Raw genomic sequence first — 20,155 nt, forward strand, 5'->3', positions numbered from 1 at the left:
GCCCCTTCGGGGGCGTGGGTAGGGCGTGCAGCAGATCTACAGGGCCCACGACCTGAGCACTTCCGCCACGCTTCGTGCGGTGCAGGTCTCCTTCTTCAGTTCGGTCGCCAGTGCGGAGACTCTCTCCTGGTCCAGCTTGGCCGGGACGTCGGAGGCGATCAGGTAGGCGTGGGCAACCGCGACCGCCACCCGTAGGTTCGACCGCTCCAGCCACCTCATGCGGCCCAGGGTGTGAGCGAGGGCGGCTGCCCTGGCGTACGCCCCCTGGTACACGTCCTGGCCGACGATCGCCGCCCGGTGACGCTCGACGGCGGCGATCGCCACGCCGTAGTCGTCGATGGCCGGATCGCTCTGTCCGGCGCGCTGCGCGACCTCAAGAATCCACGCGAGGTCGATGTCGACGTTCACCTGCGGGGCTCCCCCTCGATCTCGTCGATGAGATCGCCGTACTCGTCGAGGACCTCCTGCGCGGCGGCCATGAAGACGGCGCGCAGTTGCTCGTTGTCGTCGCGGATGAGTTGCTCGACGTACTCATTGACCGGTATCCGCCGCGTGGCCGCCGCCTGCCGTGCCATCTCGGCGGTCTCGTCATCCATCCGAATGTTGATCTGTGTCTTGGCCATGTCGGCAAGGTACCACCAGATACCAGGGTGGGCTATCAATTGATACCAGAGGGGGAAGGCGGTCGATTCAACGTCGGCGCTGACGCCGTGCGGCTCGTTCGGCCCCGCGGTGGCGGTCGCCGAGCCGTTCCGAGTGGTAGCAGAGGCGTGCGGTGGTGGGGCCGCCGCCGAAGCAGTCGCCGCAGGCGAGGCCGTGGTCGAGCCAGGCGTGGAACGTGGCCGTCACCGCGTCCGGTTTCGGGCCCGGCGGGGTGTCGGGCCGCGCCTCCGGTTCGTCGCTCAGACCCATCTCGGTCGCTCCTCTCTCAAGTGGGCCGTGACGTAAGGCCGTACGAGGTCCCGCGTCGCGTCCTCCGCGGGAGGTTGCGGCTGCTCGGTCCACACGGGCGGACGCTCCCAGCACGCCTCCCGCGCGAGCAGCGGCAACGACCGCCCCCGCGCGGCCCAACTCCGCGCGGCCCGCGCCGCCCAGCGCCGCCACCGGGCGCGATGAGGGTTCAGCTCGGGCAACGGGACTCCCCGGGCACGAGGAAGTACGCCCACACGCACTTGGTGAACGGCCGTACGTCGTGGCCCCACCGCTCTGAGAGCGTGTCGACGAGGACGAGCCCGAGTCCGCCGGGGTCGGCGCCTTCCGTACGTGGCACCGGAAGCCGCCCCCTGTCCGGGTCCGCCACCTCAAGCAGCAGTCCACAGCCCCGAATCGAGACGGTGACCTCGATCTCGGCGAAGCTCACCCGACAGTGCCGTACGGCATTGCTGACCAGCTCGGTCGCCACGGTCGCGATGTCATTGGCGAGTTCGGCGTCGAGGGCCCAGTCCTTGAGGATGCGCCGCACCTCCGCGCGGGCTTCGGGGACGTGTCTTCTGCGCTTGGGGATGCGGAAGGTGTCGCGACGCGGGCGGGCGGGGCGTGGTGCGAGTGCGGGCATGGCGAAGAGACCCCCTGACGTGCAGTCAAGTAGCGCGGAGTAGTGGCGCGCTCACGTTGAGGCTAGAGGGCAAGGGTACTGAACGGCAACCAGATGAGGAGCATGCATGCTGAAAATTGCGTTGCTGTGTACTGGGACCGCCCTAGAGTGGTGTTCCTGAGACCTCGCCGGAGAGGGGAAGCAATGCCCGCAGGGGGACGGCCGACCGTGCGCAGTAGGCGACTTGGTGCCGCGCTCAAGAGGTACCGACAGGCCGCCAAGCTCGATCAGCCGCAGGCGGCGGAGGTGCTCGGGGTGCATCAGACTCGGATCAGCCGCATAGAGAGCGGGCATGTGACCGCGCGCATCATCGAGATTCGCGTGCTGCTGAGTGCGTACGGTGTGGACGACCCCGAAGTCCTCGCCAAGCTGGAGGACTTGGCGAAGAGGTCCAAGCACCGTGGCTGGTGGCTCGAACATGCGGAGCACCTGCGGCCGGACTACCTCGACTACATCGCCTTGGAGGACGACGCGACGTACATCCGGGAGTGGCAGCCGGTCGTCGTGCCAGGGCTTCTGCAAACTCCCGCTTACGTGGAGGCGGTTATCGCGGCGACGCCTCACTACGTTGCTCCTGAACGCATCGCTCAGTTGGTGAAGGTGAGGGAGACGCGGCAGGCGAAGATCGAAGAGGGCGGGGCGATGTACACGGCCATCCTCTGGGAGGCGGTCGTCAGGCAGCCGCTGATCAGTGCCGAGGTTCACCGGGAGCAGTTGGCCGCGATCCTTGAGTCTGGCAAGCGGCAGAACGTCACCGTGCAGGTCCTGCCGTTCAGCGCGGGGCCGGTGGTGGGTGTGACCTCCGCCTTCCAGTCCTTCAGCTTCGAATCCGAGCCGACTGTCGAAGCAGTGGCTCTGGAGAACTTGCGGGGCATGTCGGTCCTTGAGGCCCCAGAAGATCTGGCGGCTTACGCCAACGCATACGACGAACTACGATCGGCAGCACTGGCACCGGACGTCAGTGCGAGACTTATCCGGGGTGCAATCCGAAGCAGCGAGGAAGACGCAACGTGTCCGAGGTCGTAGGCCTGTTCTGGAAGTCGTCGTACTCGGTCAATGAAACCCAGTGCGTCGAAGTCGCCCCCACCTCCACCGGCGGCCGAGCCATCCGCGACAGCAAGAACCCCCACGGCCCCCTCCTCCACGTCACCCCCGACGGCTGGCGTGCTTTCCTGGATGGGGCCAAGGGCGGTGCGTTCAAGTAGCGGTCGTCTCGGAGTTGAGCTGAACACCGGAGAATGGCGGCACGTGAGAACGGGTATGAAGCCCTCACCCTCCGTCTCGCCCCGATTAGCCGCGCCCGGTCCGTCGCGGCTCGGCTGGCTGGACGCGTTGCGCGGCATCGCGGCGCTCGTCGTGGTGTTCGACCACTCGTCGTACTCCTTCATGGCGGAGTTCCGCAGGGAGCTGATGCCGGAGTTCAACACCAGCCGCTACGGCATCATGGTGTTCTTCCTGGTCAGCGGCTACATCATCCCCGCGTCGCTGGAACGCCGGGGCTGCGTGAGGACGTTCTGGACCGGCCGTCTCTTCCGCATCTACCCGCTGTGCGCGGCCGTCGTCGCCGGTCTCCTCGTGGCCGACTACCTTGGCGTGGCGGAGATCCGTGACTTCGGCGGGCAGAGTCTCGCCTCGGTGGCCGTGGCCCATCTCACCCTGTTCCAGGAGCTGTTGGGCACCCCCAACCTCCTGCTCGTCCTCTGGACCCTCTCGTACGAGATGGCCTTCTACCTGCTGGTCGTCGCCCTCTTCACGGTCCGCCTGCACCGGCGGTCCGTCGCGGTCGCCGTCACCCTGGCGGCGCTCGCCGCCCTGAGCGTGGCGGCGGGGTTCGTGCTGCCGGCGTCGGCCCTCTCCGACGCGCTGGGCACCGGCCGGCTGATCGCGCTCGCGTCGGTCGTGATGGTCATCGCCATCTGTTGCGCGAGCACCGGGTCGGCCGCGCTGCGGGTGTTCGGCGGCGTGCTGGGCGGGGTCCTCGCCCTGGGGCTGGTCGCCTTCAACGGCACGGTCCCGGTGTGGGAGGGCCTGGTGATCCTCGCCGTGATGTTCCTCGGTACGGCGGTGTACCGGGCCGACACCGGTCAGAGCAGCTGGTCGTACGCGGGGTGGGCCGCCGCCGTGGTGGTCGTCTGCGCGGTCGGGAGCGCGTACGTCGACGGCGACGGGGGCCACTTCACCCGGCGTGCCTGGATCGTGTCCTTCCTGCTGGCCGTGGTCACCTTCGGCGCCGGGCTGGCCCTGCGTCGTCGGCGGATCCCGCGTCTGCTGACGGGCCTGGGCACGATCAGCTACTCGGTCTACCTCGTGCATCCGCTGCTGCTGGCGGTGAGCGACGGCACGATCGGCCGCCGGCGCCACGACGACCTCGTCTTCGAAGTCGCTTTCTACGTCGTGCTGTTGCCGGTGTGCGTACTGACGTACCACTGCGTCGAGGCGCCGGCCCAGAGATGGGGGCGACGCCTGGTACGCCGCGACGCCCCGGACGGGGCGGTGTCCGAGGCGACGTCGGCGTCGGCGTCGGCATCGGCGGCGGAGCGCCGCAAGCCCCACCCGACACGCCTTTAGTTCTAGGGGCGGTTCGCAACATCCCACGGGGGCACCGTCGCCGCCGAGGTCAACGGCCGATTACGCGAGACGCTCGGCCGGGAAACCCCGGCCGAGCGTCTCGTACAGCTTATGGCCGTAGCCAGTTGATCACTTTTTCCCTATGCCCTTTCTCCTTCAGCGCATACCTGCGGATGAACAGATCAGGGGTGGCCCGCAGGCCACGGCTCTCCGGAGTTTTCCCACTGGCCTCTGTTCACCCCATCCGGGTCCGGCACCACGCACCAGTTCCCCATGAAATTGTCGGCCAGCACGAGTGAGAAACCCTCGCCGACGACATCGGAGAGACTGTCGGCTCCACCGGGGAATGCCCGGTAGGACAACTCACCGGGCAGCAGCGGAGCCGTGAAGGCGGTGAAGTCGTCCTCCAGGATCTCGGGCTTGGGCTGCAGATCCGGGTCGCCGACCACGGACAGGAGAGAGCGGGGCCGCATCAGTTCAGCCACGTCGCCCACGTTTTCTCGGGTCACCAGGAACCATCTGCAGCCGTAGGCGCCGTGTGCCCAGCGCTCGCACAACAGCGTGACTCGCTCGGACATCTCCCATACCGCGGACCAGAAGTTCTCGTCCGCCACAGCCTGTACGAGCTCCGACGCGGCCACCGGTTCTGGAGCCGAGTCCCGCCACTGGAGGCTCACGTCCTTGCCTTCCAGTCCAGCCAGTACGGTGGCCATCTGGGGCGTGGTGTGCAGGTGTACGGCGCCTTCCCACCCCGACACGATGTGGAGCCGGCCCGGCACGGAAAGCCGGCAGTACGGGCCGCTCCCGGCAGCCATCCCCTCGACGAGATCGATTGCTTCCGAGGGGCTGACATCGGCGCCGTTGCGGAGTTGTGCGTAGATGCCCGGAAGGGGCCGGCTCACCAGAAGGTCGCCGACCTCAAGGGAGTCGGCATCGCTCCGCTCGATCACGATCGCGAGGATCCGGCGCAGCTCCGCCGCGTACACACCCCAACCTTGTGAGTCGGTCAGCTCGGCTCGCACGCTCTCGGTGTGCGGGCTGAGAACGAGTTCTTTTCTCATTTCGCTACCTTCTTGAGCCCCTGCACCTGGCCCGTCGGCGAGATGTCCAAACCGTAGGTTCCGTCCCGGGCCGAGTCCTTGGTCGACTGGAAGGGGTTCCGGAAACTCGCCCCCTTGAAGATGGCTTCCTTGTTGTGTCCGGTCCTGTCGTAGGTGATGTACCTGGGCTGGCCACCCGTCGCCTTCTTGTTCTCCCAGATCGCGGCTCCGCCGGCGGACCTCTTGTTCGTCTTCGTGTACCCCAGGTACTGCGCGACGTCGTCAGCCTGTGCACGGGTGAGCGAGTTGCAGTTGTTGTTGCTGTTGTGTACGAGGACCGGAGTGGCACCCGCCAGCACATGGTACGTGTGGAAATCGGCCACGGTGAGGTTGTGCACGGTGGCCTGCTGGGTCCAGCGGTGGATCGCCGTGATCTCGACCAGGGCCCCGGTGGACGTGCGGAGCAGTTCGCCGGTGGTCAGGTCGGTGGCGTCGGTCCAGGTGCCCAGTGCCGGGACCCAGAACGGGTGGCCGTCCGTGGCGGTGATCGTGGCGGTCTGCTTCTTGCCGTTGATCTCGATGGACAGGGTGATCCTGACCAGGTTCTTCCGGCCCTCACCGGTGATCTCGGCGGTGACCGTCTTTACCGTGGTGCGGCCGGTCTTGGGGTCCGTGGCGAGGACCTTTTCTCCGGTCTTCACGTCCTCGATCGCTTTGGTCGTGCCGTCGGCCATGAGGACCTGCGTGCCCGGGACGAAGCTGTTGCAGGGTGCTCCCCGGCCGGCTGCGCCGCCCAGATATGCCAGCAGTCCCGTGTAGACGATGTCCTCGATGACGTTGCCCCGTGCGACGGCCGCGGCCTTCTCGTTGCACTCCTCGGCGTGGTAGACGCAGTAGGTGGCCGCGAGTTCCTTGGCCTTCTCGACATCCTTGCCGCCGTGCAGCACGTAGAGGTAGGCCTGACGGCATCCCTCACGCCCATAGCAGGCGGAGCCCTCCCGGGACGACTCGTAGACCGGGTTGTGCCAGAAGTCGTCCGTGAACTCCCCGTTCATCCTGGGGGACCAGTACTGATCCGCCAGTTTGTCGATGTCGTTCGTGACCGGGGTGTTCGCCGACACCCATCGCTTCTTCGCGGCCTGGGAGCGCTTGTAGATGTTGCCGCGGCGGTAGTCGGTCGTACCCGTCTTCGCGTCGTAGCCGACTTCCTTCTGGGTTTTCTTGCTGCAGTTCGCGAGGGAGTACTGGCAGGAGTTGGGCCGGGACCCGATCTCCGTGCCCGCCGGGTCGGAGTGGGTCAGCGGGTTGTTGTTGGCGTAGGTGTAGCCGTGCATCTGCTGCGGGTCGGTGGCCGTGAAGACCGGGTCGACCGACAGGAAGCGGCCCGTGGCGGGGTCGTACTCGCGCGCGCCGAGGTGCGTGAGGCCGGTGACGGTGTCGGTGGTGCCGCCGACGAAACCTCTGGTGCCGGGCCAGCTGTTCGGCTCGTCGCCGCGCAGCCCGCCGAACGGCAGGGTGCGGCGCTGGGTCAGCGCCTGGGTGGTGGCGTTGACGGACAGCTGGGCGGTGCCGTGGTGGTCGGCCAGGGTGAAGGAGATGGTTCCGTCATTGGCCTGGACGGCCAGGTGGCCGCCGCCGATGTCGATGTAGCGGGTGCCCTTGGCGGCCGTGGCGCCCTTGGCCAGAGTGATCTCCGTGGTACCGAGGTACAGCGTGGTCTCGGTCGGAGTCCGGCCGATCAGACGGTTGCCCTCCGCGTCGTACAGATACTCGGTGACCTTGTCGCTGCCGCCCTCCACAGGCTCGGTGACCTTGGCCAGATGGCCCTCGGCGTCCCAGTCCAGCGTCTGGGAGGTGCCGTCACCCAGCAGACGGGTGTGGGTGTTGCCTGTTTCGTCGTAGCCGAAGATGTCGGTGGACTTCACGGTCCCCTCGGTGTTGTCCACCGAGGTCACCGCGTGCGGCCGGACGGCATCCGGACCCGGGTCCGGGTAGTGGTAGCTCCGCTTGGTGTCGGCGGCGCCGGTCGCGGTGGCGTGCCTGGTCTCGGTGAGGCGGTTGCCGACCTTGTCGTAGGTGTAGGAGGTCCAGTACGGGGCGGGGCCGCCCACCACGCCCGTGCTGGGAGTGACGGCACAGCCGGTGGTCGACTGGGCCCAGGCCTCCGTCACCCGCCCGAGGTGGTCGTAGCTGAAGCACTGGTTGTCGGTGCCGGAGCGGGAGGTGTCGGAGACGGACAGGACGTTGCCGGCCTCGTCGTACGTGTAGGTGTTGTGCTGGTCGACACCCGCGACGTCCTGGCGGTCCACCCGTGAGGTGGCCAGCCGCTGGGTGCCCCACTGGTAGGTGTTGGTCTCGTACGTGGCCTTTCCGCCGTTCGCGGCCATGGAGTACTGCAGCGGCTTGCCGGTAAGGCTGTAACTCGTGCTCGCGGTCAGGTCCAGCGGACCGCTGACCTTGATCGGCCGCAGCGTGCCGTCCTCGTAGGTGTAGGTGACGGTGTTGGCGGCCAGATCACCGGCATTGGGGTAGCCGACGCCCTGCACCGTGCCCGACGCGTTGTAGCTGGTCGTCGACAGATACGTCCCCGCCAGCGCGCCCTCGGCCGACGGGATCGTCACCGAGGTGCGCATCGGCCGGTACAGCCGGTCGTAGGCGACGACGCTCGACTTGTACTCCTGGCCGCCGCTGTAACGCGAGCTGGACGCCAGCTGGCCCTTGGCGCCGCTGATGGTGTCGTAGACCCACTTGGCGCGCAGCGCCCCGGCGGACGAGTTCTCCCGCAGTTCGGTCTTGCGGCCCAGACCGTCGTAGGTGTGGGCGAGGACGCCGCGGGCATCCTCGCTGCTGGTCATCAGGGAGCGGTCGTCGTACGTGTTGTGACCGGCGCCCTTGTCCGGGTCGGTGGTGTCGGTGAGCCGGCCCATCAGGTCGTACGTCCACGTCCAGGCATTGCCCGCCGGGTCGGTGACCTTGGTCATCTCACCCCGTGGCGAGTATTCGTACGACGTGGTGTCGTAGGCGGCGTCGGCGGCACGGGCGTGCAGCAGGCGCAGTTCGGTGGTGCGGCCGCGTGCGTCGGTGACGGTGGTCTGCGCGGTGCCGCCGACGGGTGGGATGACCGTGGTGCGGTCGCCGTCGTAGACGGTCTTCGTGACGCCGAGGACCGCTCCGCCGTCGCCGTTGCCGGCGATCTGCTTCAACTCGGTCACCCGGCCCAGGCCGTCGTAGGTGTACCGGTTCTGGGTCTCCACGCTCAGCGCGTCATCGGGTTTGAAGAGCGTGGTCGAAGGCGCGTTGGTGATGTAGTAGGAAGCGAACTCCTTCGCGGTCAGGCCGCGTTCGTCGTAGAAGGTGTCCGCCAGCAGCGTCCCGCCGTCCGGGCCGGGAGCCTGCGTCTGGCGGGGTCGCAGGAAGCCGTCGTAGAAGGCGTACGTGGTGTCCTGCGCACCCGAGTTGCCGATGGTCTTGGTTCCCACCACGACCGGCTGGTCGTCGGCGATGGTGTAGGTGAACTCGTAGCTGGGGATCTGGCCCGTCGTCCGGTCCGGCTGCCACACCTTGGTGGTGCGGCCCAGCGCGTCGTACGCGTAGGTGGTGACCTTGCCGTTGGTGTCGGTCTCGGTGAGCGGCAGCCCCCGCAGCGCTTCGTAGGCGGTGGTCGAGGTCTGCGTGGTCGTGCTGTCCCCCACCGTGGCGGGCGGAGTGGTCACCGAACTGCTCGTCGCGAAGCCCGTGGCCGGGGTGTACCCGGTGGTGGTGGTCCGTCCGTCGCTGCGGACGGTCCTGGTGAGTGCGCCCGCGGAGGTGACTGTGACGTCGGCGGTCAGGTCGGTGGTGGTCAGCGCCCGCCCGTAGCCGTCATAGGTGGAGCTGGACTCCAGGTAGACCGCGCTGGAGCCGCTGTACGTCTCGAGTCTCGCGGTCCTGGTCACGTCGCCCTTGGTCGCCGCCGCGCCGTACGCACCGCCGTCGTAGGCGGTGCGTACGTCGGACATGACGTCGGCCGGGCGGCTGGTGGTCGCGTCGCACGCCTTGGCGACCGTCTCGACCCGCGCCGGGCTGTCCAGGGGGACGCTGCCGGAGACGTAGGTGGTGCGGGTGCACTGGTTGTCTTTCGCGGTCGTCGTGTCGCCCAGGTCCTCGCTCTGGACGACCAGGCCGGTGGCGGGGTCGTGGGTGTCGGACTCCGAGGTGGTCCGCCACTTGGTGCCGGCGCCGTCGTCCAGGGAGGTCCACGTCTTGGTGGAGGCGGTGCCGGTGAAGTTGGCCGTGACGGTGCCCCAGTCGCGGACCTTCTTGGCGGTCTCCTTGTACCAGGGCCGGCTCACCGTTTTGCCGAGGACCTTGCCGCCGGGACCGGAGTAGGTGACGGTCTTGTACGTGAATCCGGCCTGCGACTCGTGGTCGGTGATCGGGTCGCCCTCACCCGAGTCGAGGGTGACTGAGACGCTCTTGGTGCCGCCGGAGGAGCTCTGGCGGTCGCCGTTCATGCCGCGCAGGAAGTAGCTGTCGGTCTGCGTCTTCATGGCCGAGGCGCCGCCCTGGCCGCCGGTGCGGACCCGTACGTGTCCGTAACCGCGCCACTGTGACCAGGTCTTGGACTTCTCCTTGGTCATGCCGTCGTCATCGTCGTAGTGCCAGGCGGCGCCGTCCAGGTAGTCGTACATGGTGACCTGGTCGGGCGAGCCGCCGGTGCGGTCGGTCGAGGTGACCGTGTCGACGACATACTTGTTGAACCACTGCAGGTCCGGGTCGTCGGTCGTACTGCCGCCGATGTACTGCGGGAAACAGCGGGTCGTGTTGGTCTGCGGTGTCGGCAGCGCGGCGGCGTCACAGACCGGGGCGGAGTAGCCGACATCGATCTGACCGCCCGATTCGTCCGCGACGGTGGACAGCCGGGACTTGATGTACGGGGCGTAGCCGTCGCCGATCTTGTCGAGCCGGTTGGCGAGCTGGGTGTAGGCGAAGGTGGTCTTCGGCAGCGTGATCGAGGCTGTTCCGTTATGGCCGGTGCGCTGGACGGAGTCGAGCAGCAGCTGGTAGTCGGTGTCGGCCATGCCCCATCGGTGGGCGAGTTTCCAGCTGTCGACATTGCTGTACGCGCCGGACACCAGCACCTGGGTGGTGACGCCGGTCAGCCGCTTGCGGGTGAAGAACGCCGGGGAGTACCGGCCGTCGTCGCAGTCGGTGCCCGCGGCGCAGTTCAGGTCCCACGGGGTGTCGTACCAGTACGCAGAGTCCGTGGAGATGGACGAGCACGTGGTCGAGCTGTCGGCGATGCACCGCTCGCTGTTGGTGAAGTCGACCTTGGCCAGCGCCTTCGTCGAGTACATGGCGGTGGACTTCAGCCCGTACTCGATCCGGTCCAGCGTCCCGCCGCGTACGTACGGGGTGTCGTCGGCGGCCTTGAGATTGCGGCCGTAAGAGTTGGTCTCCTTGTCGTAGTAGTACGCGACCGCGTTGCCGTGCCGGTCCACGACATAGTCCAGGTTCCAGCGCCAGCCCTGCTGGCACCAGGACGCCGCGAACGTGGAGGCGTTGCACGGCTCGTCGGTGTTGTTGCCGAAGACCGGCACCGTCCACGCCGAGTCCGTGGTCTCGTTGCCGCTCGCCCAGCCCGGCAGCCGGTTGTAGCCGAAGAAGTACCGCGTGCCGTCGGGGGTGGTCACCCGCCAGTACTCGTCGTTGCGCGCGCCGTTGGACCGCACGTCGGACGAGGAGCCGTAGAGCCGGTCGATCTTCGTGCCGTCGTCGTTCTGCAGCTTCCAGGAGTTGGTGCCGTTCGGCACCAACTCCCCGCCGGAGCCGTTCAGCGACAGTGTGGCGTTGTCGTACGCCCAGCACAGATCGCCCGGTTTGTTCCCGTCGGCGTTGGTCGCGCCGTCTTCCTCGCACCCCTTGTAGCTGCGCTCGATGAAACCGGGCGCCAGCTCGAAGCCGTCACCGACCCACGACGCCTGGTTGTTGGTGTTTCCCGTCCGGCCGTCGACACCGCCGGAGGAGTACGACAGCCCGACCTCCGGAGTCAGCCCACCGGGCACCTTCGGCACCGCCATGTCGTACGACCAGGCGAACGAGCCGCTGCTCAGATCCGTGTTCCAGGTCGACGAGGCCGACAGGGACGTGGCCTTGTAGTCACCCTTGTCGCTGCTCGCCGACGTGGTCGCCGCCAGCACGGTCGCCGTGCCGGCGCTGAGGGCGACCGACTTCGTGGTCAGCCTCTGCTTCTCGGTGTCATTGACGGTTTCGATGGGTTGGGTCGTACGACACTGCTTCTTCTGCGGTGTCGTCAGCGCGCATGCGGGCAGCTGGACGAAGGCCAGCCGGGAGGCGTAGCCGCCGCCGTAGAGGCCGGCGAAGGAGGAGTAGTCCAGCCCGGCGCGGACCTTGCCGCCGCGCTGTTTGCCGTTTTGACGGGGGGCCAGGGTGAAGACGGGGCCGTCGACGCCGGTCTTGCGTGCTGCCGTCTTGGACAGGGTGCGTAAGGTATAGGTGCCATCGGCCGCGTCCGCGGACCGTTTGACGCGGGTGTCCAGTGTGAGGGGCGTTCCCTTGACCCGGGTGGTGTCCTTCTGAAGTGTCACCGTCGCGGCAGTCGCCTTCGGCCAGCTGGTGGCCGGCGCCTTGATGGGCGTACGAGGCTCCTTCGCCACCTTGCGGGGCACCGCCTTGCCCGCCGGACGGACGGCGACCGGGGACTCGGCCTTCGGCAGCGCGGGCTTGCGCCAGGCCTGGGCGACGGCGGGTGCGCCCGACGCATGTATCAGTGTCCCGGTCAGCACGGCGGCCGTGGCCATGGCCACCTGGCGCCATGGCCGGCCTGTTCTCCTGCGTGGTCTGGTCGTCATTCGCGTCTGTTTCTCCCTGAGTGTTGGGTATCGAGTGGCGGCGGATGGACGACAGTTACTTCACGACGCCGAACTCTCGGATCTTTTTCACTTGCGCCTCGACCAGCTCGTCCGGAATTCCGGTCGGCTTCTTCCCGTCCGACGCTTTTGGTCTTTCGAAGTTGTGGAACATCGCGACGGTCGTGCCTTGCCGCAGCACCACCACCGCATGGGGGACCCGAATCTTCTCGCCGTCCGGGTACGACGCGACTTCGACCAACCGCAAGGAGGCGGATTCATCCCCGTATACAGGGTCGGGTTGCACATCGACATCGCCGTAGGACGATCTTCCTTCCTTGAAGGCGGTGCACTTGTCGGCCGCCGTACGGAATTCCCGCACCACCCGCTTCGCATCACTGATCTTGTGCGATGCGAGTGTCATGACGACCCCGGGGCGCGTGCCCTTGCCGCTGTACTGTCGATTGATCCGAGCGTTGGCCGCGTAGGCGCTGCTGCTCCGCCCCAGAGTCTGGGCGATCGCACTGCATTCGACGGGCTCTGCTCTTCTCTCGGAAGGGCCTGTGCTCATCGGTATACTGCCGAACTTCTCACCGTCGCTTTTACCCAACGCAACTCGATTAAGATCCGCCTCGGTCCACGGTTGACGTGAAGTACTGTTCGCCGAAGGGTTCCCGCCGGTGGAAGCTACGCTGCCCGTTCCGGTGCTCTGCCCGCACGCGCCGACAAGAAATGCGGCCATCGCCGCGGCCACCGCACAGCGGATGTTCGATCTACGCATCATCGTTCCCTTTTTGCCGTAAATACAGCTGAGCCGCTGCGCATTCAAGACCAACTGAATACGCAGCGGCTCAGAATCATTCCGTGACTGGCTCGATCTGCTCCCAATCCGTGGGAGTTCCCGGGCCCTGGTAGGGATGGACATATTGATAGAGCGTTCCGTCCGGGAGCCCCTCGGGCGCGGAGTCGCCGAGCCACACGGCATCGCATTCGTGGCAGACCCAGAGGCGGCGTCCGTCGCCAATGAATCGAAACGCTGAAACACGACCCACGTTGCAGGCATTGCACAGAATCACGGATTGCATCCCTTCAGGGCGATTCAATAGCGTCCTATACCGGGTGCGCCGTGACGATCCTACTCGAACCCTCTTCGGTAATTATCTTGACAGAAGTCTGCCCCTGCGTACCGACCGGTCGACCCATAGGGACGATGTACTCGTCTCTACCGTTGACGGTGAGTGGTTTTCCCCTGAGCTGCCAGGCTTCATCGATGGTGTGCAAGAGATCGCGACCGTGGCTGTTGAACTGGGTGTGAGTCACCTTCGAGGGGTCGGTTACCCCCCGATTCCCGTGCCTCAGTACGTGCCTCAGGCGGTGACCATCGGCAGAACCACGGTTATAGACCAAACCCGCGGGCGACAACATCGATCCGTTTCCAAGCGGAGTCATGTTGAGTGGGCAGGAGCTGTTGTGTACCAGGACCGGAGTCTCGCCCGCCAGCACGAAGAACGTGTGCAGCCCGGCCACCGTGAGGTTGTACGTCCGGGCCCGCTTCGTGAAGGAGTGGTTGCCCGTCACGATGACCGTGTCGCCGGCGTCGGTGAGCAGGGTCATGCCCGTGGCGAGGTCGCCCGCCTCGATCCAGCCCTTCTCTGAGGGAGACCAGAACGGGTGCTCGTGGGTCGCCGTCAGCTTCTCGACGCCGTCCTCGGTGGCGATCGACAGCTCGTTGAAGTGCTTGTCGTCCTCGGTGACGATCAGGCGGGTCACCTTCCGGGGACCGGACTCGCCGGTCTCGGGATCGGTGGCCATGACCTCGTCGCCGAGCCTGATGTCCTCGATGTCCTTGGTGGTGCCGTCGGCCATGAGGACGTCGGTGCCGGCCAGGAAGCACTTGCAGCCGCCGAGTGACTTGGTGACTCTTCCGCCCTTGCCGCCACCGAACGCCAAGGCGATCAGGCCCTCGATGACCTTGCCACGCTCCCACGCTTCCGCGTCGTCGACGCACTTCGAGGCGTTGTCGAGGCAGTAGGTCGCGGCGATGCGCTTGGCCTTGGCGTAGTCGGCGTCGGTGAGCTTACGGCCGAGCCCCGTCAGGTAGTTGTTCGCCTTGAGGCAGGCCAGCCGGCCGAAGCAGGCCTGACCGTGGCTGCCGTCGTCCTGGATGATCGGAGTGGACCAGTAGTCACCGTCCGGTGCGCGGCCGCTCGGCGAGTACTCCGAGAACCAGGCATCGATGTTGTCCTGATCGGTCGTGGTCGGCGCGTGTTGGGAGATCCACACGCTGTCGTTGTTGCTGGTCTTCTTTGTCGTGCTCTTCGTGGTGGTGGTCTTCGACTCGCCGTATCCGTCCGCCGTCGGCCAGCCCTTGCCGTCGTTGCAGCTGTCGCACCACAGACCGGTCGGGTCGGAGAACGTGACCGGGTTGTTGTTGCTGTAGGTGTAGCCGTGCATCTGCTGCGAGTCGGTCAGGTCCATGACCGGGTCGATGCTGATGAAGCGGCCGATCGCCGGGTCGTACTCGCGGGCCCCGATGTGGGTCAGACCGGTGACCTTGGTGTCGTCGGTGCCGCCGACGAAGCCCTTGGTGCCCGGCCAGTTCGCCGGCTGGGGGCCGCGGGGCCCGCCGAAGGGCAGCGTGCGGCGCTGGGTGAGCTGCTGGGTGGCCGCCTCGACGGCCAGTTGGGACGTGCCGTGGTGGTCGGCGAGGGTGATCGAGACGGTGCCGTCGTCCTTCTGGACGCCCTGGTGGCCGCCGCCGAGGTCGAAGTAGCGGGTGGCCTTGGCAGTGGTGGAGCCCTTGGCCAGGGTGATCTCGGTGTTGCCGAGGTAGAGCGTGGTCTCGGTGGGGGTACGGCCGATCAGACGGTTGCCGGCGGTGTCGTACAGGTACTCCGTGACCTTGTCGCTGCCGCCCTCAACGGACTCGGTCACCTTGGCGAGGTGACCCTCGGCGTCCCAGGCCAGGGTCTGGGTGTCACCGTTCAGCGTGCGGGTCTCGGTGTTGCCGGTCTCGTCGTAGCCGTAGCTGTCCTCCGCCGCGCCCGTCGCGTCGGTCGTGGTGACCGAGGTCAGGGTGTGCGGCTGCGCCGTGCCCGCGTCCGGGTAGTCGTACTCCCTCTTGGTGTCCTTGGACGTGTCGCCGGTGGTGTCGTGGATCGTCTCCTTCTGCCGGTTGCCCACCTTGTCGTAGCTGTAGGAGTGCCAGTACGGGGCCGGGCCGCCGAGGACACCGGCGCCGGGCGCGCCGGCGCAGCCGGTGGTGGGCTGGGTCCATGCCTCGGTCAGGCGGCGCAGGTAGTCGTAGGTGAAGCACTGGGTGTCGGTGTCGGTGCCGGAGCGGGAGACGTCCGACACGGAGAGCACGTTGCCCGCCTCGTCGTAGCGATAGGTGTTGTGCTGGTCGACGCCCGAGACGTCCTCGCGGTCCACACGGGAGGTGGCCAGACGCTGGGTGCCCCACTCGTAGGTGTTCGTGGCCCAGGTCTTCTTGCCACCACTGTTGGACAGTTCGTACTGCAGCGGCTTGCCCGTGAGGCTGTAGCTCGTGGTGGACTTCAGACCCTGACTGCCGTCGACGCCGGTCAGGCGCAGGGTCTCGTCCTCGTAGGTGTAGGCCACCGTCGCCGCCGGCAGGGATCCGGCCTTCGGGTAGCCGATGCCCTGCACCGTGCCCGACGTGTTGTACGTGGTCGCCGAGAGATAGGTGCCCGCCAGGGCGCCCTCGGAGGACGGGATGGTGACGGAGGTGCGCAGCGGGCGGTACAGCCGGTCGTAGGCGACGACCTTGGTGCTGTAGGCGTTGCTTCCGCTGTAGCGGATGGACTCCGCGAGCTGCCCCTTGGCGCCGCTGACCGTGTCGTACACCCACTTGGCGCGCAGGGCGCCGCTGGAGGACCCCTCCCGTATCTCGGTGCGGCGGCCGAGATTGTCGTAGCCGTGCCAGAGCGCCGGAGACTCCGCGTTGGGACGGGCGTCGTCGGTGGTGGTGAGCCGGCCCCGGTCGTCGTACGCGCTGATGGTGGTGCCCTTGTCCGGGTCGACGGCCTTGGTCTGCCGGCCCAGCAGGTCGTACTCGTAGCTCCAGGAGTTGCCCGCCGGGTCGGTGACCTTCTCCAGCTTGCCGCCCGCCGTGTAGCCGTACTTGGTGGTGTCGTAGGCGGCGGTAGCGCTGCGGCTGTGGTGTTGGCGCAGCTCGGTCAGCCGGCCGCGGGCGTCGGTGAGCTTGGTGGTGGCGACGCCGCCGACGGGCGGGATGACCGTGGTGCGGTCGCCGCCGTAGAGGGTCTTCGTGACGCCGAGGACAGCTCCACCGTCGCCGTTTCCGGCGAGCTGCTTCATCTCGGTCTGCCGCCCCAGGCCGTCGTGGGTGTAGCGGTTCTGCGTCTCGACGCTCAGGGCGTCCGCAGGCTTGAACAGGGTGGTGGACGGCGCGACTTCCGCGTAGTAGCTCGCGAACTCCTTGGAGACCAGGCCGCGTTCGTCGTAGAAGGTGTCGGCCAGCAGGCTCCCGCCGTCCGGGCCGGGTTCCTGGGTCTGGCGCGGCCGGAGGAAGCCGTCGTACAGGGTGTAGGAGGTGCGCTGCGCTCCGTCGTTGCCGAGCGTCCTGGTGCCGACCGCGGCCGGCTTGCCCTCGGCGAACGTGTACGTGAACTCGAAGGACGGGGTCTGGCTGGTGGTCCGGTCGGCCAGCCACACCTTGGAGGAGCGGCCCAGAGCGTCGTGGGTGAGGTTGGTGACCTTGGTATTGGTGTCGGTCTGGGTGAGCGGCTGACCGCGGAGGATGTCGTACGTGGTCGTCGAGGAGTGCGCCGTGGCCGCGTCACCCGCCGTGGCCGGCGGTGAGGTCACCTTCGTGCTGGTGGCGAACCCCGTGGCCGGTGTGTAGGCGGTGGTGGTCGTACGGCCGTCACCGCGTGCCGTCCGGGTGAGTACCCCGGTGGCGGTGACCTTCACGTCGGCGGTCAGGTCGGTGCTGGTCAGCGTACGGGCGTAGGAGTCGAAGGTGGCTCCGGACTCCAGGTACACGGCGGTGGTGCCGTCGTACTTCTTCAGTACCGCCGTCGCCGTCAGATCGCCCTTCGTGGGGGCCGTTCCGTAGGCACCGCCGTCATAGGCGGAGCGCACGTCGGAGATCACGTCGGCGGGACGGCTGACCGTCGTGCCACAGGACTTGGCGACCGTCTCCACGCGGGAGGGGAAGTTGAGGATGTTGTCGGTGGTGTTGGTGGCGTAGGTGGTGGTCATGCACTTGTTGTCGGTGGCCGTGGAGTTGTCGCCGCTGTCGTCGACCTGGGTGACCCGTCCGGCCACGGTGTCGTGGGTGTTGGCGAGGGAGGTGATCCGCCAGGCGGCTCCGGCACCGTCGTCCAGCGACGTCCAGGTCTTGGTGTGGGCGGTGCCGGTGAGGTTGGCCGTCACCGTGCCCCAGTCGCGGGTCTTCTTCGCCGTCTCGTGGTGCCAGGGGCGGTTGACCGTCTTGGACAGGGCCTTGCCGCCCGGTCCTGAGAAGGCCACGGTCTTGTAGGCGAAGCCGGCCGCCGACCGGTGGTCCGTGATCGGGTCGCCCTCGCCGTCTCCGAGGGAGACGCTCACGGACTTGGTGCCGCCGGAGGTGCCCTTGCGGTCGCCGTCCATGCCGCGCAGGAAGTAGGTGTCCTCCTGCGTCCTCATGGCCGAGGCGCCGCCCTGGCCACCGGTCTGGACACGGACGTGTCCGTAACCGCGCCACTGGGACCAGGTCTTGTGCTTCTCCTTGGTCAGCCCGTCGTCATCGTCGTAGTGCCAGGCCGCGCCGTCCTTGTAGTCGTACGTGATGACCTGGTCGGGGGAGCCGCCCGTGCGGTCGGTCGCGGTGACGGAGGCGACCACGTACTTGTTGAACCACTGCAGGTCCGGATCGGCGGTCGAACTACCGCCTATGTACTGGGGGAAGCAGCGGGTGGTGTTGGTCTGCGGGGTGGGCAGCGCGGCTGCGTCACAGACCGGTGCCGAGTAGTTGACGTCGGTCTGGCCGCCGGACTCGTCGGCGATCGTGGACAGCCGGTCCTTGATGAAGGGGGCGTAGCCGTCGCCGGTCCTGTCGAGGCGGTTGGCGAGTTGGGTGTAGGCGAAGGTGGTCTTCGGCAGGGTGATCGCCGGGGTGGCGGTGTGACCCGTGCGCTGGATGGAGTCGAGCAGCAGTTGGTAGTCGGTGTCGGCCATGCCCCAGCGGTGGGTCAGCTTCCAGGAGTCGACGTCCTTGTAGGCGCTGCCGTCGTACACCTGGGTGGAGACCTGCGTGAGCCGCTTGCGGGTGAAGTACACCGGGGAGTACCTGCCCTCGTCGCAGTCCGTGCCCGCGTCGCAGTTCAGGTCCCAGGGGGTGTCGTACCAGTAGGCGGCGTCGTTGGCGATGGAGTCGCAGTCGGTCCGCGCGTCGGGGATGCAGCGCTCGCTGTTGGTGAAGTCCGCCTTGGCCAGCGCCTTCACGCTGTACATGGAGGAGGACTTCAGCCCGTACTCGATGCGGTCGACCGTGCCGCCGCGGACGTAGCGGGTGTCGTCGGCGGCCTTCAGGTTGCGGCCGTAGGAGTTGGTCTCCTTGTCGTAGTAGTAGGCGATGGCGTTGCCGCGCGCGTCGACGACGTAGTCGAGGTTCCAGCGCCAGCCCTGCTGGCACCATGAGTCGGCGAACGCGGAGGCGTGGCAGGGCTCCCCGGAGTCGTCGCCGAAGACGGGGACGGTCCAGGCGGAGTCGGTGGTCTCCTTGCCGTCCGTCCACCCCGGCAGGCGGTTGTACCCGAAGTAGTAGCGGGTGCCGTCCGGGGCGGTGACCCGCCAGTACTCGTCGTCGCGGGCGCCGTTGCCGCGCACGTTGTCACTCGATCCGCGGAGCCGGGTGACCTTCGTGCCGTCGTCGTTCTTCAGCTTCCAGGAGTCGGTGCCGTCGGGGACCAGCTCACCGGCTTTGCCGTTGAAGGTGAGGAAGGCGTTGTCGTAGGCCCAGCACAGATCGCCCGGCTTGCCGCCGTCCGCGTTTTCCACCCCGTCGTCGTCGCACGGCTTGTAGCGGCGCTCGATGTAACCGGGCCACAGGTCGAAGCCGTCGCCGAGCCACGAGGCCTGGTTGTTGGTGTTTCCAGTCCGTCCGTCGACGGAGGCGGAGGAGTACGTCAGCCCGACGTTGGGCTTCAGACCACCGGGCACATTGGGCACCGCCATCTCGTACGACCAGTTGAAGTCACCGGTGTTGAGATTGGTGTTCCAGGCCGCCGAGGGGGAGAGTGGGCTCGCCTTGTAGTCGCCGCCGACGCTCTCGGTGTCCGCCACGGCGGCGAAGACGGTGGGACCGCCGGAGCTGAGGGCGACCGATTTCGCGGTCAGCGTCTGCTTCTCGGTGTCGTTGACGGTTTCCACCGGCTGGGTTGTACGGCACTTCTGCTTCTGCGGTGTCGTCAGCGCGCAGGCGGGCAGCTGGACGAAGGTCAGGCGGGAGGCGTAGCCGCCGCCGTACAGGCCGGCGAAGAAGGAGTAGTCGAGTCCGGCGCGTACCTTGCCGCTGTGCTGCTTGGCATCTTTACGGGGCGTCAGAGCGAAGACGGGGCCGTCGACGCCGGTCTTGCGTGCGGCCGTCTTGGACAGGGTGCGCACGGTGTAGGTGCCGTCCGCCGCGTCGGCGGTATTCTTCACGCGGGTGTCCAGGGTGAGGGGTGTTCCCTTGACCCGGGTGGTGTCCTTGTCCAGGGTGACGGTCGCTGCGGTCGCTGTGGGCCACTTGGTGGCCGGGGCCTTGGCGGGCGTTCGGGGGCCCTTGGCGACCTTGCGGGCCACCGCCTTGCCCGCCGGGCCGCCGGCGACCGGGTCCTCGGCCTGCGGCAGCGCGGGCCTGCGCCAGGCCTGGGCGACTGCGGGCACGCCCGACGCCTGTATCAGTGTCGCGGTCAGTACGGCGGCCGTGGCTGTGGCCACCAGGCGCCATGGCGGGCCTGTTCTCCTGCCTGGTCTGGTCTTCATGCGCTTCTGTCTTCCTCCCGTTGAGTACTCCGCGGGCAGCGGGGAGCCGTGCACGGCGGAGTGAGGCCATCGGAGCCAGGCCGGGGCCCGACCGCGCGCGGCGGTGGGCC

Annotated in this window: 11 protein-coding genes; 3 read left to right on the forward strand and 8 right to left on the reverse strand. The window is 67.5% G+C overall.

The annotated features are described in order from the left end of the window. Positions 1–36: 36 nt before the first annotated feature. The 4 genes from F3T56_RS12435 to F3T56_RS12450 form a co-directional block, all read right to left on the reverse strand. Positions 37–408 carry a fic family toxin-antitoxin system, toxin component gene (locus F3T56_RS12435; RefSeq protein WP_149825053.1) on the reverse strand — a complete coding sequence of 124 codons (372 nt, stop codon included), beginning with the start codon at positions 406–408 and terminating at the stop codon, positions 37–39. Continuing rightward, complete coding sequence (locus tag F3T56_RS12440) at positions 405–623, reverse strand: hypothetical protein (protein WP_149825055.1); 219 nt, start codon at positions 621–623, stop codon at positions 405–407. The genes F3T56_RS12435 and F3T56_RS12440 overlap by 4 nt, the downstream gene beginning before the upstream one ends. Positions 624–690: 67 nt before the next feature. After that, entirely contained in the window at positions 691–912 is a 222-nt protein-coding gene (locus F3T56_RS12445; RefSeq protein WP_149825056.1) for a hypothetical protein, read from the reverse strand. Between the two features lie 208 nt (positions 913–1,120). Next, on the reverse strand, positions 1,121–1,555 hold the full coding sequence (locus F3T56_RS12450) for an ATP-binding protein (RefSeq protein WP_149825058.1): 435 nt from the start codon (positions 1,553–1,555) through the stop codon (positions 1,121–1,123). A gap of 183 nt (positions 1,556–1,738) precedes the next feature. Here F3T56_RS12450 and F3T56_RS12455 point away from each other — a divergent pair, with 183 nt between their 5' ends. The 3 genes from F3T56_RS12455 to F3T56_RS12465 are packed head-to-tail and all read left to right on the forward strand — an operon-like array spanning position 1,739 to position 4,162. Next, positions 1,739–2,620 carry a helix-turn-helix domain-containing protein gene (locus F3T56_RS12455; RefSeq protein ID WP_149825060.1) on the forward strand — a complete coding sequence of 294 codons (882 nt, stop codon included), beginning with the start codon at positions 1,739–1,741 and terminating at the stop codon, positions 2,618–2,620. Beyond that, on the forward strand, positions 2,605–2,799 hold the full coding sequence (locus tag F3T56_RS12460; RefSeq protein ID WP_149825062.1) for a DUF397 domain-containing protein: 195 nt from the start codon (positions 2,605–2,607) through the stop codon (positions 2,797–2,799). The genes F3T56_RS12455 and F3T56_RS12460 overlap by 16 nt, the downstream gene beginning before the upstream one ends. Positions 2,800–2,854: 55 nt before the next feature. Beyond that, positions 2,855–4,162, forward strand: a complete 1,308-nt coding sequence (locus F3T56_RS12465; RefSeq protein WP_149825064.1) for an acyltransferase family protein — start codon at positions 2,855–2,857, stop codon at positions 4,160–4,162. A 182-nt stretch (positions 4,163–4,344) separates the two neighbouring features. Here the strand turns inward: F3T56_RS12465 and F3T56_RS12470 are convergent, their stop codons facing one another. The 4 genes from F3T56_RS12470 to F3T56_RS12485 all read right to left on the reverse strand — a co-directional run bounded on the left by F3T56_RS12470 (position 4,345) and on the right by F3T56_RS12485 (position 20,045). Continuing rightward, a complete protein-coding gene (locus F3T56_RS12470; RefSeq protein WP_149825066.1) occupies positions 4,345–5,223 on the reverse strand; it encodes a hypothetical protein in 879 nt (292 codons plus the stop codon). Continuing rightward, positions 5,220–12,053, reverse strand: coding sequence for a polymorphic toxin-type HINT domain-containing protein (locus tag F3T56_RS12475; protein ID WP_149825068.1), 6,834 nt, complete (start codon positions 12,051–12,053; stop codon positions 5,220–5,222). The genes F3T56_RS12470 and F3T56_RS12475 overlap by 4 nt, the downstream gene beginning before the upstream one ends. Positions 12,054–12,108: 55 nt before the next feature. After that, a complete protein-coding gene (locus F3T56_RS12480) occupies positions 12,109–12,879 on the reverse strand; it encodes a hypothetical protein (protein ID WP_149825070.1) in 771 nt (256 codons plus the stop codon). 281 nt (positions 12,880–13,160) lie between these two features. Beyond that, on the reverse strand, positions 13,161–20,045 hold the full coding sequence (locus tag F3T56_RS12485; RefSeq protein WP_149825072.1) for a polymorphic toxin-type HINT domain-containing protein: 6,885 nt from the start codon (positions 20,043–20,045) through the stop codon (positions 13,161–13,163). Positions 20,046–20,155 lie beyond the last annotated feature (110 nt).

It is taken from the genome of Streptomyces tailanensis (genome assembly GCF_008386495.1).
Lineage (GTDB): Bacteria > Actinomycetota > Actinomycetes > Streptomycetales > Streptomycetaceae > Streptomyces > Streptomyces tailanensis.